The 15,221-nt window shown below is 30.8% G+C and carries 18 protein-coding genes; 5 read left to right on the forward strand and 13 right to left on the reverse strand.

Annotation, left to right across the window (positions count from 1 at the left end; translation table 11 throughout):
* Window positions 1-1,236, forward strand: a complete 1,236-nt coding sequence (locus GGR97_RS03135; protein ID WP_167896965.1) for an ABC transporter permease — start codon at window positions 1-3, stop codon at window positions 1,234-1,236.
* 710 nt (window positions 1,237-1,946) lie between these two features.
* Here the strand turns inward: GGR97_RS03135 and lipA are convergent.
* The 5 genes from lipA to GGR97_RS03160 form a co-directional block, all read right to left on the reverse strand.
* The gene (gene lipA, locus GGR97_RS03140; RefSeq protein ID WP_209272312.1) at window positions 1,947-2,870 is read right to left on the reverse strand and encodes a lipoyl synthase; all 924 of its coding nucleotides are present in this window, start codon (window positions 2,868-2,870) and stop codon (window positions 1,947-1,949) included.
* A gap of 67 nt (window positions 2,871-2,937) precedes the next feature.
* Window positions 2,938-4,170, reverse strand: coding sequence for an Nramp family divalent metal transporter (locus GGR97_RS03145; RefSeq protein WP_167896966.1), 1,233 nt, complete (start codon window positions 4,168-4,170; stop codon window positions 2,938-2,940).
* Window positions 4,157-4,726, reverse strand: coding sequence for an RNA polymerase sigma factor (locus GGR97_RS03150; protein WP_167896967.1), 570 nt, complete (start codon window positions 4,724-4,726; stop codon window positions 4,157-4,159). The genes GGR97_RS03145 and GGR97_RS03150 overlap by 14 nt, the downstream gene beginning before the upstream one ends.
* Window positions 4,723-5,835, reverse strand: a complete 1,113-nt coding sequence (locus GGR97_RS03155) for a glycosyltransferase (protein ID WP_167896968.1) — start codon at window positions 5,833-5,835, stop codon at window positions 4,723-4,725. The genes GGR97_RS03150 and GGR97_RS03155 overlap by 4 nt, the downstream gene beginning before the upstream one ends.
* A 24-nt stretch (window positions 5,836-5,859) precedes the next feature.
* Window positions 5,860-6,045: a membrane or secreted protein gene (locus GGR97_RS03160; RefSeq protein WP_167896969.1), complete on the reverse strand. Its 186-nt coding sequence runs from the start codon at window positions 6,043-6,045 to the stop codon at window positions 5,860-5,862.
* Window positions 6,046-6,165: 120 nt separating this feature from the next.
* On the opposite strand from GGR97_RS03160, the gene GGR97_RS03165 reads away from it, so the two are divergent.
* The 4 genes from GGR97_RS03165 (at window position 6,166) to proB (ending at window position 9,098) form a co-directional block, all read left to right on the forward strand.
* A complete protein-coding gene (locus GGR97_RS03165; RefSeq protein ID WP_167896970.1) occupies window positions 6,166-6,987 on the forward strand; it encodes a YHYH protein in 822 nt (273 codons plus the stop codon).
* Entirely contained in the window at window positions 6,988-7,521 is a 534-nt protein-coding gene (locus tag GGR97_RS03170; RefSeq protein WP_167896971.1) for a toxin-antitoxin system YwqK family antitoxin, read from the forward strand.
* A gap of 1 nt (window position 7,522) precedes the next feature.
* A complete protein-coding gene (locus tag GGR97_RS03175) occupies window positions 7,523-8,179 on the forward strand; it encodes an SCO family protein (RefSeq protein ID WP_209272313.1) in 657 nt (218 codons plus the stop codon).
* A gap of 139 nt (window positions 8,180-8,318) precedes the next feature.
* Window positions 8,319-9,098 (forward strand): glutamate 5-kinase, encoded by a 780-nt coding sequence (gene proB / locus GGR97_RS03180; protein WP_167896973.1) that lies wholly within the window; start codon window positions 8,319-8,321, stop codon window positions 9,096-9,098.
* A gap of 4 nt (window positions 9,099-9,102) precedes the next feature.
* Here proB and murB read toward each other — a convergent pair whose 3' ends face one another.
* From murB to uvrB, 8 genes are all read right to left on the reverse strand, one after another.
* Entirely contained in the window at window positions 9,103-10,104 is a 1,002-nt protein-coding gene (murB, locus tag GGR97_RS03185; RefSeq protein WP_167896974.1) for a UDP-N-acetylmuramate dehydrogenase, read from the reverse strand.
* Between the two features lie 52 nt (window positions 10,105-10,156).
* Window positions 10,157-10,924 carry a carbohydrate-binding family 9-like protein gene (locus GGR97_RS03190; protein ID WP_167896975.1) on the reverse strand — a complete coding sequence of 256 codons (768 nt, stop codon included), beginning with the start codon at window positions 10,922-10,924 and terminating at the stop codon, window positions 10,157-10,159.
* Between the two features lie 9 nt (window positions 10,925-10,933).
* Window positions 10,934-11,218, reverse strand: a complete 285-nt coding sequence (locus GGR97_RS03195; RefSeq protein ID WP_167896976.1) for a DUF3817 domain-containing protein — start codon at window positions 11,216-11,218, stop codon at window positions 10,934-10,936.
* A gap of 80 nt (window positions 11,219-11,298) precedes the next feature.
* Window positions 11,299-11,745: a hypothetical protein gene (locus tag GGR97_RS03200; RefSeq protein ID WP_167896977.1), complete on the reverse strand. Its 447-nt coding sequence runs from the start codon at window positions 11,743-11,745 to the stop codon at window positions 11,299-11,301.
* Between the two features lie 80 nt (window positions 11,746-11,825).
* Window positions 11,826-12,179: a hypothetical protein gene (locus tag GGR97_RS03205; protein ID WP_167896978.1), complete on the reverse strand. Its 354-nt coding sequence runs from the start codon at window positions 12,177-12,179 to the stop codon at window positions 11,826-11,828.
* 3 nt (window positions 12,180-12,182) lie between these two features.
* Window positions 12,183-12,557 (reverse strand): DUF423 domain-containing protein, encoded by a 375-nt coding sequence (locus GGR97_RS03210; RefSeq protein ID WP_167896979.1) that lies wholly within the window; start codon window positions 12,555-12,557, stop codon window positions 12,183-12,185.
* Window positions 12,557-13,114 carry a DUF4494 domain-containing protein gene (locus GGR97_RS03215; RefSeq protein ID WP_167896980.1) on the reverse strand — a complete coding sequence of 186 codons (558 nt, stop codon included), beginning with the start codon at window positions 13,112-13,114 and terminating at the stop codon, window positions 12,557-12,559. Before GGR97_RS03215 ends, GGR97_RS03210 begins: the two co-directional genes overlap by 1 nt.
* 71 nt (window positions 13,115-13,185) lie before the next feature.
* On the reverse strand, window positions 13,186-15,171 hold the full coding sequence (gene uvrB, locus GGR97_RS03220; RefSeq protein ID WP_167896981.1) for an excinuclease ABC subunit UvrB: 1,986 nt from the start codon (window positions 15,169-15,171) through the stop codon (window positions 13,186-13,188).
* Window positions 15,172-15,221 lie beyond the last annotated feature (50 nt).

Below are 15,221 nucleotides of genomic sequence, written 5' to 3' on the forward strand. Positions count from 1 at the left end.
TTGAATTTCGAATTATTTATAGCTACAAGATTAACCAAATCTAAAGAATATAAAAATAGTATATCCTCTCCAATCATAAAAATTGCCATATCAGCAATTGCGTTAGGTTTGGTAATGATGTTGGTATCTATTGCTACAGGTATTGGTTTGCAAAGAAAAATTAGAGAAAAGGTAGCTGGATTCAACGGTCATGTGGTGATTAGTAATTTTGACAACAATCAATCTAAAACTACCCAGCAACCTATTTCTAGTGTTCAAGATTTTTATCCAGAATTTACAGCAGTTAATGGAGTAAAACACATTCAGGTATTTGCAACACGACCTGGAATTATTAGAACAGAATCTGATTTTGAGGGAATTGTATTAAAAGGAGTAGGAACAGATTACGATTGGTCTTTTTTTAAAGAATATTTGGTATCGGGTACGGTTCCTGTTTATAATGATAAAACCTCTAGTGATGTTTTAATTTCTCAGTTAATATCTGACAGAATGCAATTAAAGGTAGGAGATACTTTTGATACTTTTTTTGTGAAAGAAAATTCCAATACACTACCTAGTAGAAGAGTTTTTAATGTGGTAGGTGTTTACGATTCTGGTTTTGAAGAATTTGACAAAAGCTTATTAATAGGAGATATTAAACAAGTACAACGATTAAATAAATGGAATGCCAATCAGGTAGGTGGTTTTGAAGTTTTTATTGATGATTTTAATCAAATTGATACTACTTCTAAAGAAATATATCAAACCATTGATGCTACGCTAGATAGTAGAAATTTATTTGAACAGTATCCTCAAATCTTTGAATGGTTACAGCTGTTTGACGGAAATATAGCCATCATTATTATTATTATGGTTGTGGTTGCGGGAATTAATATGATAACTGCCTTGTTGGTCTTAATTTTAGAAAGAACACAGCTAATAGGGGTCTTAAAAACACTAGGAGCTAACAGTTGGTCTGTAAGAAAAATATTTTTATACAATGCTTCTTACATTATAGGTAGGGGCTTGTTAATAGGAAACGTAATTGGTTTGTTGTTATTGTTTTTACAATATCAGTTTGAATGGATTACACTAGACCCTCAAAACTATTATGTACATGTAGCACCTGTTTATATTACGGTTTATCAAATAGTATTGCTAAATGTAGGTACGTTGTTGCTCTGTTTGTTAATGATGTTGATTCCATCCATTATTATCACAAAAATAAATCCATCAAAATCAGTAAAATTTTCATAAAAAAAAACGCTTCAGGTAACTACTCCTGAAGCGTTTTTTTAACTAACTAAACTATACTAAATCGAAAAATTTTATTTCTAACTTATAGTATTAAGTACAAGTACTGTGCCAAACGTATAAATTAGATGTTTTTTATTGAGAAAAAAGAAATAATATTTTTCTTGTTATGATCACTTTTAAGATGTGGAAACAAACTGCATAAAAAAACACTTTAGGTAACTACTCCTAAAGTGTTTTTTCAAACTAACTAAACTAAACTATACTAAATCGAAAAATTTTATTTTCTAACTTATAATAGTAATTACAAGTTCTGTGCCAAACATATAAAATAGATGTTTTTTATTGAGAAAAAAGAAATAATATTTTTCTAGTTATCATCACTTTTAAAATGTGAAACAAATTGCATAAAAAAACACTTTAGGTAACTACTCCTAAAGTGTTTTTTCAAACTAACTAAACTAAACTATACTAAATCGAAAAATTTATTTTCTAACTTATAATAGTAATTACAAGTACTGTGCCAAACGCATAAATTAGATATTTTTTCGGGTTTATCATCACTTTTAAAATGTGAAACAAACTGCATAAAAAAACACTTTAGGTAACTACTCCTAAAGTGTTTTTTCAAACTAACTAAACTAAACTATACTAAATCGAAAAATTTTATTTTCTAACTTATAATAGTAATTACAAGTTCTATGCCAAAAGATTTAATTTACGTGTTTTTTTGCATGATAAGATGATCTTACCAAAGCAGAGCTTTCTACATGAATAAAACCTAATGATTTTGCATATACCTCGTACTCTTTAAATAATTCAGGAGTTATAAATTCTTTTACAGGTAAGTGTTTTTTACTAGGCTGTAAGTATTGCCCTAAAGTAACAACATCTACATTTGCATTGGCTAAGTCTCTTAAGCTTTCAAAGACTTCTTCTTTAGTTTCTCCTAAACCAAGCATAATACCAGATTTGGTTCTACGTTGTCCTTGTGCTTTAATATATCTTAATACTTCTAAACTTCTATCGTATTGAGCTTGTATACGCACTTCACGAGTTAAACGTCTAACGGTTTCTAAGTTGTGAGAAATAACTTCTGGACCTGCTTTAATCAATCGATCAATATTGGTTGTGTTTCCTTGAAAATCTGGAATTAAAGTTTCCATAGTTGTGTTAGGATTTGCTCTACGTACAGCAGCAATAGTTTCTGCCCAAATAATAGAACCTCCATCTTTTAAATCATCTCTATCTACAGATGTTAAAACTGCGTGTTCAATTTTCATAATTTTAATAGAACGAGCTACTTTTTCAGGTTCATCCCATTCAACCGTTTCTGGCTTTCCGGTTTTTACACCACAAAAACCACAAGAACGAGTACAAATGTTTCCTAAAATCATAAAGGTTGCAGTACCGTCTCCCCAACATTCTCCCATGTTAGGACAACTTCCACTAGCACAAATGGTGTTTAACTTGTATTTGTCTACCAAACCTCTTAATTCTGTGTATTTTTTACCCACGGGTAATTTTACACGTAACCAATCTGGTTTTTTCTTTCCAACAGGAATAGTACCAGGGTTTGTAGTTGTATTTTCTTTGCTTGGTAATACAGATTTAAATGTAGATGTTTCCGTACTCATATGCTTTCTATTTAGGCTAGCAAAGATACAAAACGCATTTGGGATTGAATGACGGACTATTTAATTATTACATAAAAAGTGTAGATACATACCAGATACTAAAACCTGTTAAAAATGCAATTCCAATCCATGAAAGAATTTTTAAGCCTAAACTAGGTTGATGTGTCTTAGGTGTATGTTTGCTAGTGATTAGTGTGTAGTTTAAAACAGCAAAAAAGGGAGTGGTTAAAAAACCAATAACGGTAGCTACTTTAATTAAGGTTAACATTTGGTCTGTAAAAAAAGAAATAATCAATATAGTTCCTATAGCCAAAGCTATTAACCAATACAAATATGTTTTTTTTGATGGATTGTCTTGTAACAAGTTTAGCGTTGTTTCCATGGTTCTAGAAGAGGCATCTAAAGCCGTTAAAGTTGTGCTAAACATGGTTGTAAATGCGGCAACAGCAATAAATATAAAAGAAGCCCCACCAATATTCTGAGTGTACATTTCTATTAACTGTTTGCTAAAGCCTAAAGCTCCGTTCTGAAAAACGGTTCCACTGTTGTACATCACTAAGGCACCCATAGATAAAAAACAAATTCCCAAAAGTAACGTAAAAAAGTAGCCTACATTAAAATCAAATAGGACAGATTTTAGGTTGCTTTTAGTAGTAATATCTTTTTGTTTTTCTTGCGACCAAAGGGATTGCCAAATAGAAACATCTAAAGGTGCAGGCATCCATCCTAAAAAGGCAATTAAAAAGACAACTTCTGTAGGTTCAAAATGATGTTTTTGAAGAAAAGAAACAGGTTCTACATTTTTTTGAATAGCAATACACAAAGCCGCAATGGTAGTAATGGTTAAAGTAAGTACAATGTATTTCATAACCTTATCTAACAACTGATACCTACCTACCAATAAAATAACAGCACAAATAGCTGTGATGATGATACTTACAATAGCAGGATTTATGTGAATGTTTAAAATATTCATTACAATTCCAGCAGTAACAAGTGTTAAGGCTGCCTGTATGGTAAAAATAGAAGCTAAATTGATGATAAAATATCCTATTAAGGTTCCTTTATGTATACGGTTATAGCCCTGTAGTAAATTTTCTCCTGTAGCATTGGCATATCTAGTACCAAACTGAAAAAAGGGATATTTTACAATGTGAATAATTACTAAAGCCCATAACAAACTAAAACCATAATCTGCACCAGCTCTTGTAGACTGTACTAAGTGCGATACTCCAATAGCTGCTCCAGCAAATAATAAACCAGGTCCTAAGGCTTTTAACTTGTCTTTAATCTTGTTCATTATTGTGTAGAATAATTTCTGCCAATAATTTTTTGGCTCTTAACAGTTTTACCTTAACATTGTTAATAGGTTCCTTTAACTCTGCTGCAATTTCTATATAAGATAGTTCTTGGAAATAACGGTAATTAATAACTTCTTGATACTTTGGTTTTAATTGCTTGATGTTTCTTTTTAATTGGGCTAAGTTTTGCTCAATAATAATTTTATCTTCTGGTGATGGATTTTCATCAAACAATTGATAAACTTCTTTATGATCGCTACCTATAGAAATGGTTTTGTTCTTTTTTTTACGCAATTCATCTATCAATAAATTTTTAGCAATGGTAAATAACCAAGTTTTAAATCCATAGTGATCATCATAAGAATCAATCTTGTCAAAAGCTTTAGAAAAAGTGATAATAGTAATGTCTTCAGCATCTATACTATCGTCACTAATTTTAGATTGTAAAAATACGTGAACATCGTTCCAGTATAAATTTAATAAGTAATTATAAGCAGTTTGATCTCCTTTTTGAGCTGCTTTAATATGGGTAAAAAGAATATCCTTAGAGGTCATGACCACTTTTTGGGTTTAGAAACAGAATTACAAATAAATATATAGATTTGAAACATGAGTAAAAGCAAATCTAAAAAAGGAATAAAAGCAATAATTTTTTTTTCTTTTAGTTTGTGTGTTGCAATTCCAACAACAATATATTCACTTATCAATTTAAAAGCAATTAAAGAAGCTATAAATATTTGATTTTTAGTAGTATCTACATAAAATAAAGAAAAAGGTAGAATCAACCAAAATAGCAACCTATTCAAAGCATAAGTTCCTAAAATAAATTTATGATGCTTTTTATAATAATCAGAAGTACTAATATGCCTTCTTTTTTGAGTAACCAATTCTTTAAAAGTGGTTTTTGGAGCAGAAACCATATGGCTTTGCTCTTCAAAACAAATAGCGGTGTTTTCTGCATTTGCAATCTGGTTAATTAACAAATCATCATCACCAGACATAATTTTTACATACTGATTAAATCCTTTGTTTTTTAAAAACACCTCTTTGCTGTAAAGCAAATTTCTACCCACTCCCATATAAGGCATTCCTAATTTGGCAAAAGAAAAATATTGCAATGCAGTTAAAATGGTTTCGTATCTAATTAGTTTATTAAGTAAACTGTTTGCTGTTGTTTGGTAGGGTCCGTAACCTAAAACAATTTTAGTTTCTCCGTTGTATTGACTAGCCATTTCCTGAATCCAAAATTCACTTTTAGGCAAGCAATCAGCATCTGTAAACAACAAACAATCGTTTGTAGCAGCTTTAATTCCTAAGGTTAGTGCGTATTTTTTGTTTCCGTAAAAATGATCAGATTCTTGTACGTTTACAAGTTTTATAAAACTGTATTTTTCTGCGTATTCACTGTAGATGTCTTCAGTCTCATCATAAGACCGATCATTAATCAATACAAGTTCAAAATCAGGATACTGTTGTTTTACAAGTTCTGGAAGTAATTTTTTTAAATTTTGAGCTTCGTTTTTTGCACAAACAACTACAGAAACTGGAGGAGTATTGGTTTGTTCCTTTTTCTTAGAAAAATTAAAAAAGTTAAATGCAAATACATAGTAGACAATATGTATAGCAATAATGATACAACAAATTGTCAATATTAATAATGTCATAAAAAGGAAAGGAGAGTAGGTGTGTTATTTGTTTTCGCAGTCTTCTGGCATTTTACCACAAAATCCACATGGTTCACCAGATTCGTTAAAGTTGCTGTTTTGACTAGCACAAGTACCAGAAAATTCACCCCCTTTTTTTCCCCATATTTTAATGGCAATTCCTGCAAAAGCCAACGCTAATAAACCTAATGAAATAAGAAATAGTTTCATATAAAAATATTTTAAACAAAGATACAATTTTTTAGAACCACAAATAAATTTTAGAGGACTAAGTAGGGTATCTTTTTAGTATCTTGTTTTAGTAGTAACAATATTAAAATGTTTACAAAAATGAGAGTAATTACTTTATCTAAATTAACATTATTGCTATTACTAATTTTTAGCATTGTGGCTTGTACAACAGAAGCGGCCAATACAATTAATGATACAGTAGCTGTTGAAGATCCTACAGATGAAACAGAAGATGATAATGAGGGGTTAACCCCCAAAACAACCTACGATATTACGAGCATTATAGGGAAGTTAACGGCAGAGGAGAATGTAAGTTATGAGATTGATGGTGAATACGTGCGTATTTTTTCAACGGGAATTCCTAACCATAAATCTCCCTATTTTATTGATACTGATTGGGAAAACGAAAAATATGAAGCCTATAGTTCTAGTACATTTCGTTTAAACCCTAATAGAATAGATACACAAGACTATGAATTTAGAATTCCATTACACCCAACAGTAGCTAGCAACAAAACTACAACACCTATGGGACCTATGGGAGTTGCCATTAATGGAGTTCCTCTTTTTAACCAGTATGCAGCAGGTGGGGTAGATTTAACAAACGAAATTTTTTCTTTTGATCAATATTCTGGACATCCTACTTTAAGAGGGATGTATCATTATCATATAGAACCTATATATTTAACAGAGCAAAATGGTGCTGATGCATTGTTAGGTGTTTTGTTAGATGGTTTTCCTGTGTACGGACCTTTAGAAAATGGAGAAACACTTAGTAGTGATGATTTAGATGATTATCACGGTCATTTTTCTGCAACTAAAGAATTTCCAGAAGGAATTTATCACTACCATATTTCTGCAGATGCTCCTTATATTAATGGTGATGGATTTTATGGTGTAGCAGGAACAGTTTCTAATTAAATGAAAAAAGTACTTTACATATGGCTAGTGTTTGTTTGTTCTTGTAATTACAATTCTAAAGTAATAGACTGGTCTTCGGATTTTCATAAAGAAAATAGATTGGTGTATTATAAAGGTAACTTGTTTTCGGGAGGAGTAAAAACATATACTGATGATGGAAAATTAGAGACCGAAGTTTTTTATAAAAATGGAAAACTAAATGGTTCTTTTAAAAGATGGTATCCAAACGGTATATTGGCAGATCATAGATCTTATTCAAACGGAATTAAACAGGGAGTGCATAAAGGTTGGTGGCCCAACGGAGTTAAAAAATATCAATTTCAGTTTAATAACAAGGGTTTGTTAACAGGAGAGTTAAAAGAATGGTTTTCTAACGGATTGTTGTTTAAAGAATTTCATTATACAGATGGAATGGAAAACGGAAGTCAGAAAATGTGGACAAGTAAAGGAACTTACAGAGCTAATTATGTGATAAAAAATGGAGAAAAATATGGACTTATAGGTTCTAAACAATGTGATAAAGTAGATGAATAATATGAAAAATTCCCAATATGTAGTTTTTCTAATCTTTTTAGCGTTACTATCTTGTCAGCAAGAAAACAAAAAGAAAGAGACTCAAACTTTGCCCTATTTTAATTCGTATGATTTTACCCCACAATGGGGAAAAGATTTTAAAATACATAAAATAGCTCCGTTTCAACTGATCAATCAAAAGGGAAAAATTATTTCTGATAAACAGTATAAAGGTAAAATTTATGTAGCTAATTTCTTTTTTACGAGTTGTACTGGTATATGCAATACGTTAACTAAGAATATGGCATTGCTGCAACAAAAACTAGAAAAAGATACGCTAGTGCAATTTATTTCCCATTCAGTAACTCCAAAAATAGATTCAGTAGCAACATTGAGCAATTATGTTGATTTTAAAGGCTTAAAGACTCATAATTGGAATTTGGTTACTGGAAATAAAGAAGAAATATACAAACTAGCTAGAGAGTCTTATTTTGCAGATGCCGATTATAAAGAAACAAATAAACCTAGTTCTTTTATTCACAGTGAAAATTTTTTATTGATAGATTCAGAAGGATATATAAGAGGAGTGTATAATGGAACTTTACAGTTAGAAATGACAAGAATTGCTAAGCATGTAGCCGTTTTAGAAAAAGAATTTTATCCAAAAAAAACTAACTAATAAATGAAGAAATTATTGTGTTTATAAGTTGCTATAAAAATTGTTTTTCATCAACTTTTGTTAAGTTTTCTCATATAGAGCTCTTTAAAGCTCAATGTTTTTGTATTTTTGTTTAAAATTTAAATAAAAATAGAATTTTATGTACGATCAATTAATAGTTGTAAAAGTTGGAACTAATGTAATGAAGAATAAGAACAATAGAATAGTTCGACCAGTCCTTCAAAACTTAGTCTCTCAAATAGCTACCTTATATGAGCGTAACATCATGACGATTCTTGTTTCTTCAGGTTCTGCAATTGCTGGGAAAGAAGTTATAGGACCTTCAAAAATTAAAGATAAGTCAGTTAGGAGACAAGTATATTCTTCTATTGGTCAACCTAGAATGATGCGTTTGTATTATAATATTTTTCATGATTATGGAATTAATTGTGCTCAAGTATTACCCACAAAAAGAGATTTTCAGCCCGGTGTACACCGAGACAACATGGTAAACTGTTACAAAGGATTATTAGAAGAAGGAGTAATTCCTGTAGCAAATGAAGATGATACGGTTTCGTTAACATCAACCATGTTTACAGATAACGATGAAATGGCAAGTTTAATTGCTGAATTAGTAGAAGCTGATAAACTAATTATTTTAACAGATATTGATGGAGTTTTTACAGGAAATCCAGATGATGAAAAGTCTGAATTGATTGAAGAAGTTACCTCTATAGAAAATTTAGACAAATACATTCAAGAAAACACCAAAGGAGAAGGTGAAGGTAGAGGAGGTATGAAATCTAAGATTAACGTAGCTCAAAAATCAGCTAAAAACAACATTCCTACTTATATTGCCAACGGTAAAACAGAAAACATTATTATAGATATTATAGATGATGAATATGTAGGTACCAGAATATCAAACGATAACGAGTAGTTTTTTAGTAAACATTTACTTCAATTTCCAAAGAAATATCAAAGTCCGCTTTGATTTTTCTTTGGATTTTTTTTGCAATATCATGTACTTCTTTACCCGTAGCATTTCCATAGTTTACCAAAACCAATGCTTGTTTATTATGTACACCTGCATTTCCAAAAGATTTACCTTTAAATCCAGCTTTTTCTATAAGCCAACCTGCTGGTACTTTAACTGTGGTATCTGAAACAGGATAAGAAGGAATGGTAGAATATTTGGTTTTAAGTCTATCAAACAATTCAATCGTAATTACAGGATTTTTAAAAAAACTACCACTGTTTCCAATTTCTTTAGGATTGGGTAACTTACTGTTTCTAATAGCTATAATTGCGTTACTAATATCTTTAATAGTAGGATTGCTAATGTCTTTTAATTCCTCTTGAATAGCTCCGTAAGATGTGTTTGTTTGATGGTCTTTTGTGGTTAATTTAAAGGTAACATTCGTAATAATGTATTTTCCTTTTACTTTATTTTTAAAAATGGAATTTCTATAACCAAACTCACACTCTTCATTTGTGAATTTTTCTATTTCTAAGGTTTCTATATTTAAAGCTTCTAAAGAAATAATAGTGTCTTTAACCTCAAATCCATAGGCTCCAATATTCTGAATGGGGCAAGTACCCACGTTTCCAGGTATTAAAGATAAATTCTCTATTCCTCCATAATTCTGATCAATACACCAAAGTACAAACTCATGCCAGTTTTCTCCTGCCATGGCAGTAACTTCAACATGTGTGTCTGTTTCATTGTTTACAATTACTCCATGTAAATTTACATGTACTACCGTTTTATAAATATCTTTAGTTAATAGCATATTGCTACCGCCACCCAATAAAAAAATATTCTTATTTTCTTTTAAAACTTCTTTTAGTTGAGAAAGTGTAGCAACAGAAATAAATTTTTGAGCTTTTACATCAATACCAAATGTATTGTAGTCTTTAAGAGAGAAATTTGAAAAATAAGGCATTGATTATAGGGAGTTTCTTGAGTGTAAAATTAACTGATTTTGTTAGATGGGTTTAATCCACAAATTCTAACAATCCAAACATAGCTGGTTGATGTACATCTTTTTCTTTAACATCATCAACGGGAAAAATAGTAGACATCATTCTTCTACCAATATTGTTATCATCTCTTAATTGTCTAAGGGCTAAAAAAGCCCATTGACTTCCTTTCTGAATAGGGAATTGATTAGCTACAGCATTAAATGTATTATGTGGAATAGCCATTTCTAAAGTCCAACCTTTGTCAATATCTGTATTGTTATTTAAGGTTCCATTAATGGTAACTTCTACTTGTATTGCAGGATCAAAAGATCTAATAGCTACATTTTCTCCGTTGTAAAAATCATTTACATATACCAAATCGTTTACGGCTTTGTTTGGGTTAATTTCAAAACAATAATGGATGTTTTCTCCATTAGGAGCAGGTATTAAGAAAATTTCACCACAGTCATCTAAGTAAGGAGCACCATCTCTTTTTGTTTCGGCAGCGTTGATGTATTTATCTTCAAAATCATAATGAATGTAAATATTTTTTTCGTCCCAAAGCATTCTAAAAGTACTCTTTTGTTTTTCCTCTTCTTTTTCAGTTAAGTAATAATAATCAAAAGTTTTAGCTTCTGCTTTTTCCCAAGATAGGTCTTCTAATTTACCATCAATATTAATGTTAGAACTAGCTTTGTGTACTTTGTAAATAGGTCTATTTGTTAAAGATATTTTACCTTTATGAGTTGAGTTACAACTAGCAAAAAGAACGATTAAGGGAAGTAATAAATATTTTATCATAAGAATGATTTATTTTGTTTGTAAGTACTTTTTATCCGCATAAAAAGTTCCAAAAGGTAAAATTGAACAAACTAAAATAATAGCAAATTCTTTGGTTGTCCATTTTTGTTCACTTTTAAGTAAAAAAGCAAATAACACATAGGTTACAAATAACAAACCATGAGGCATTCCAAGGGTTCTAACTATAATGTCGTTCCCTGTAAAGTGTTTTAAAGGAGTTCCTATTCCTAAAAGGAGTAAGTAAGAAATTCCTTCTAATAATGCTATAATCTTAAAGTTTTTTAAAGTAATCATAAGTCTGTGAATTGATGCTTTAAAAGTACTATTAAAACTAAAAAACTCAATCAGAATGATTGAGTTTTTTATGGATTTGTTTATGCGTAGGAATTAATTTTGTATTTCTTCCAATATTGCATTAAAGTAAAGGTACTTATGGCACAAGATGCCATGGCTTCTATAGTCATAGAAAATACAATTTTAGGTAAAGTTAAATGATTTCCCCAGTAGGATGTTTTTTGTAATAGTAACAATAAAGAATCATCTATAAAACTAACGTATAAAGTCATAGAAACAATAACGGCCATAATAGCTAAAAGTCCTGTAGAAAAACCAAGAAACATATTACTTATATAATTGTTATTGTCTTGTTCTTTAATACTTGTTTTAATAGCTGTGTTTATTCCCCATAAAACAAATAGTATATTTAAAAAACGCAGTTCCACAATGTGTGTGAGTCCTATTAGTTTTATCAAGAAATAAAAACCTACAATAGCTGCATAAATTTTAGCAGCATTTTGAAAAATAATTTTTCTAGTGTTCATAAATAAAAGGTTTTTGGGTTTGTATTCCTTTTAAGTTACTGAAAACTAATGGTTTTTCAAAAATAAATAGGGAAAGAAGCTTATTTGGATTTACTCTTAAAGTTAGAAGGTATTAAATCTATCTTTCTTTTTTCTGCCGCTCTAATTACAAAAGGAATAATAACACTAGCCCCAGGAAGTAATACAAACGGAATTCCTATTCCTGCTATTTTTAGCATATCTACAATGTAAAATTTTAAGAATTTTTCTTCTTCTTTAGAAATTTCACCTTTGCTAACGTAGGTCTGTATAATCAATCTAGTTTTTTTAGTGTCGCTAGCACCACTCTTTAATCCGTTAAAAAAAATGTCTAAGGCATCTGTAACCATTATACGATTTCTGTGTATAAAATGCCTAAAAAGTCTATAAGACCTAGATGTTTTTTTCTCACTCATGATTTATGTCAAAGCCACTATAAAAAATAACCAAGATAAAAGTAAACATAATCCTCCTAATGGAGTAATAGGTCCAATAAATTTAACAGGAAGTTTACGACTTTTTAAAATACAGATTCCATAAATACTTCCTGAAAATAAAAACACTCCTACAATAGCCATAATAACAGCTATAGTGCTGCTTGTGTTGTTAAAAGGAAGAGACACTTCTAGTAGAATTAAAAACAAGGCATGGTACATTTGGTATTTTATTCCAATTTCGTAACTATCCAATATTTCTTTAGACCATTTGTTTTTTAACAAATGACTTCCAAAAGCTCCCAAAATAATAGCTGTACAGCCAAAAATCCCTCCGAATATTAATGCTAAGTTTTGCATTAGTCTTCTAGAACCTCTTCTGTTTCATCAACAATTTCGTCTTCTGTAACTTCTTCACTTTCTTCTTCTTCAGAAAAAGAAGCTTCAGTATATACGTTTTCTGTATTAACAGGCTCTTCTAAAGGAGCTTCGTCACCATCAAAAAACGGAAAAATATCTATAATTGGAGATTCAGTAATACTTGGAATAGAAAAGTCTGAAACTGTATCTGCAAATTGCTCTAATAAGTATTCGTAAGCATCTTTAACATCATTAGCTTGTACTAAAACATAAGTATTTGTTCTACGCTCTAATCCTTTGTCCTCATCTAAAGTAACTAAAGATACTTTACATTTAAACCAACGATCTCCGTGCTCACTAGGAAAAATTTCAGAAAAGTTAGCCACCTTAATGTTGGTAATTTTAAATCCTTCTGAAAGGTATTTACCCATTTCTTCTGTAGCACGAGCTTCAGCTTCGGTAAAGGTTAATGCATCAAATAAATAAGGTTGATTAAAAGTTTTAATCTTTTCATTATCGTCTATTTTACTGTATTTTACTTTTACTTCGTACCACATAATAGTTGTTTTTTTAAGAGTCACAAATGTAAAAACAAATCTGAGTTTTGAAGAAACAAAAGTAAATTAATTTATAATTTACTTTTTAAGGTTTTAATCTCATCTCTAAATTTAGCAGCAGTCATAAAATCTAAGTTTTTGGCTGCTTTTTCCATAGCACGTTGTTTTTCTCTAATACGTTCTTCAATAGCTGTTTTTGATAAGTAATCTAAATCTTCTTCAGCAGCTAAATTGTGTTGAATTTCTTCGTAATTGGTTCCAGAATTATCTGTTAAATTGTTTCCAAAATCCTTTTTAATTTGAGTAGGAGTAATGCCGTTAGCTTCGTTATAAGCAATTTGTTTTTCACGTCTTCTAGCGGTTTCATCAATAGTTAACTGCATGCTTTTGGTAATTTTATCAGCATACATAATGGCCATACCATTTACGTTTCTTGCGGCTCTACCTACGGTTTGTGTAATAGATCTGTGAGAACGTAAAAAACCTTCTTTATCAGCATCAATAATTGCTACTAAAGAAACTTCGGGTAAATCCAATCCTTCACGAAGTAGGTTGACTCCAATCAATACATCAAACAAACCTTTACGTAAATCTTGCATAATTTCTACACGTTCTAAAGTATCTACATCAGAATGTATGTAACGACAACGTACTTGAATTCGGGTTAAATATTTTGCCAATTCCTCGGCCATACGTTTGGTTAAGGTAGTGACTAAAACACGTTCATCTACCTCAATACGTTTGTGAATTTCTTCTATCAAATCATCAATCTGATTTTTACTAGGACGAACTTCTATAATAGGATCTAACAATCCTGTGGGACGAATCACTTGTTCTACCACTACACCTCCAGATTTTTCTAATTCATAATCGGCAGGAGTTGCCGTTACATAAATTACTTGGTTCTGAATGGCTTCAAATTCCTCAAACTTTAACGGACGGTTGTCCATGGCAGCAGGCAAACGGAATCCGTATTCTACCAAGTTTTCTTTACGAGAACGGTCTCCACCATACATAGCATGGGTTTGTGGAATGGTTACATGACTTTCATCAATCACCATTAAAAAATCATCAGGAAAATAATCTAACAAACAATAAGGTCTTGTTCCGGGCTCTCTACCATCTAAATATCTAGAATAGTTTTCAATTCCGCTACAATATCCTAGTTCACGAATCATTTCCAAATCAAATTCAGTACGTTCTTTTAATCTTTTGGCTTCTAGTGTTTTTCCAATTTCATTAAAATAATCGTACTGTTTCATCATATCATCTTGAATTTGATGAATGGCACCTTGTAAGGTTTCAGGAGAAGTCACAAACAAATTGGCAGGATAAATATCTAGCTTTTCAAAACGTTCAATTACTTGTTTGTTTTCTAAATCGTAAGATTCTATTTCTTCAATTTCATCACCAAAAAAATGAACTCTGTAAGCATATTCTCCATAAGAAGGAAAAATAGTTACCGTATCTCCTTTTACTTTAAAGTTTCCGCTTTTCATTTCTTCCTCAGTACGCGCATATAAACTTTGCACCAATTGATGTAAGAATTTGGTTCTACTAATGGCCTGATCTACCTCAATAGTAACCACGTTGTTTTTAAATTCCACAGGGTTTCCCATACCGTACAAACAAGAAACAGAGGCAACCACTAATACATCTTGCCTACCACATAATAAAGAAGAAGAGGTGCTTAAACGCAAACGTTCAATTTCTTCGTTAATAGACAAATCTTTTTCTATGTAAACACCTGTAGAGGGAATAAAAGCTTCTGGCTGATAATAATCGTAATAAGAAACAAAATACTCTACCGCATTGTTGGGAAAAAAGTTTTTAAACTCAGAATACAACTGAGCAGCCAAGGTTTTGTTATGAGCCAATACCAAGGTGGGTTTTTTAACTTCTTGTATAACATTGGCAACCGTAAAGGTTTTACCAGAACCAGTAACACCCAATAATGTTTGGTATTGATCTCCATTATTAACTCCTGCTACTAATTCTTTAATAGCATTAGGTTGATCACCCGTAGGTTGGTACTTAGAAACAACTTTAAAATCCATTGTGTAAAATTAAGCATTCCTGATAAGAATTCTAGCATGTTAACTATATG

This window comes from Wenyingzhuangia aestuarii, assembly GCF_011927765.1.
GTDB classification, from domain to species: Bacteria; Bacteroidota; Bacteroidia; order Flavobacteriales; family Flavobacteriaceae; genus Wenyingzhuangia; species Wenyingzhuangia aestuarii.

Bases quoted from the DNA above. Each gene is read 5' to 3' on its own strand.
- lipA (WP_209272312.1), bottom strand. From the start codon at position 2,870: ATGAGTACGGAAACATCTACATTTAAATCTGTATTACCAAGCAAAGAA.
- GGR97_RS03145 (WP_167896966.1), bottom strand. From the start codon at position 4,170: ATGAACAAGATTAAAGACAAGTTAAAAGCCTTAGGACCTGGTTTATTA.
- GGR97_RS03150 (WP_167896967.1), bottom strand. From the start codon at position 4,726: ATGACCTCTAAGGATATTCTTTTTACCCATATTAAAGCAGCTCAAAAA.
- GGR97_RS03155 (WP_167896968.1), bottom strand. From the start codon at position 5,835: ATGACATTATTAATATTGACAATTTGTTGTATCATTATTGCTATACAT.
- GGR97_RS03160 (WP_167896969.1), bottom strand. From the start codon at position 6,045: ATGAAACTATTTCTTATTTCATTAGGTTTATTAGCGTTGGCTTTTGCA.
- GGR97_RS03165 (WP_167896970.1), top strand. From the start codon at position 6,166: ATGAGAGTAATTACTTTATCTAAATTAACATTATTGCTATTACTAATT.
- GGR97_RS03170 (WP_167896971.1), top strand. From the start codon at position 6,988: ATGAAAAAAGTACTTTACATATGGCTAGTGTTTGTTTGTTCTTGTAAT.
- GGR97_RS03175 (WP_209272313.1), top strand. From the start codon at position 7,523: ATGAAAAATTCCCAATATGTAGTTTTTCTAATCTTTTTAGCGTTACTA.
- proB (WP_167896973.1), top strand. From the start codon at position 8,319: ATGTACGATCAATTAATAGTTGTAAAAGTTGGAACTAATGTAATGAAG.
- murB (WP_167896974.1), bottom strand. From the start codon at position 10,104: ATGCCTTATTTTTCAAATTTCTCTCTTAAAGACTACAATACATTTGGT.
- GGR97_RS03190 (WP_167896975.1), bottom strand. From the start codon at position 10,924: ATGATAAAATATTTATTACTTCCCTTAATCGTTCTTTTTGCTAGTTGT.
- GGR97_RS03195 (WP_167896976.1), bottom strand. From the start codon at position 11,218: ATGATTACTTTAAAAAACTTTAAGATTATAGCATTATTAGAAGGAATT.
- GGR97_RS03200 (WP_167896977.1), bottom strand. From the start codon at position 11,745: ATGAACACTAGAAAAATTATTTTTCAAAATGCTGCTAAAATTTATGCA.
- GGR97_RS03205 (WP_167896978.1), bottom strand. From the start codon at position 12,179: ATGAGTGAGAAAAAAACATCTAGGTCTTATAGACTTTTTAGGCATTTT.
- GGR97_RS03210 (WP_167896979.1), bottom strand. From the start codon at position 12,557: ATGCAAAACTTAGCATTAATATTCGGAGGGATTTTTGGCTGTACAGCT.
- GGR97_RS03215 (WP_167896980.1), bottom strand. From the start codon at position 13,114: ATGTGGTACGAAGTAAAAGTAAAATACAGTAAAATAGACGATAATGAA.
- uvrB (WP_167896981.1), bottom strand. From the start codon at position 15,171: ATGGATTTTAAAGTTGTTTCTAAGTACCAACCTACGGGTGATCAACCT.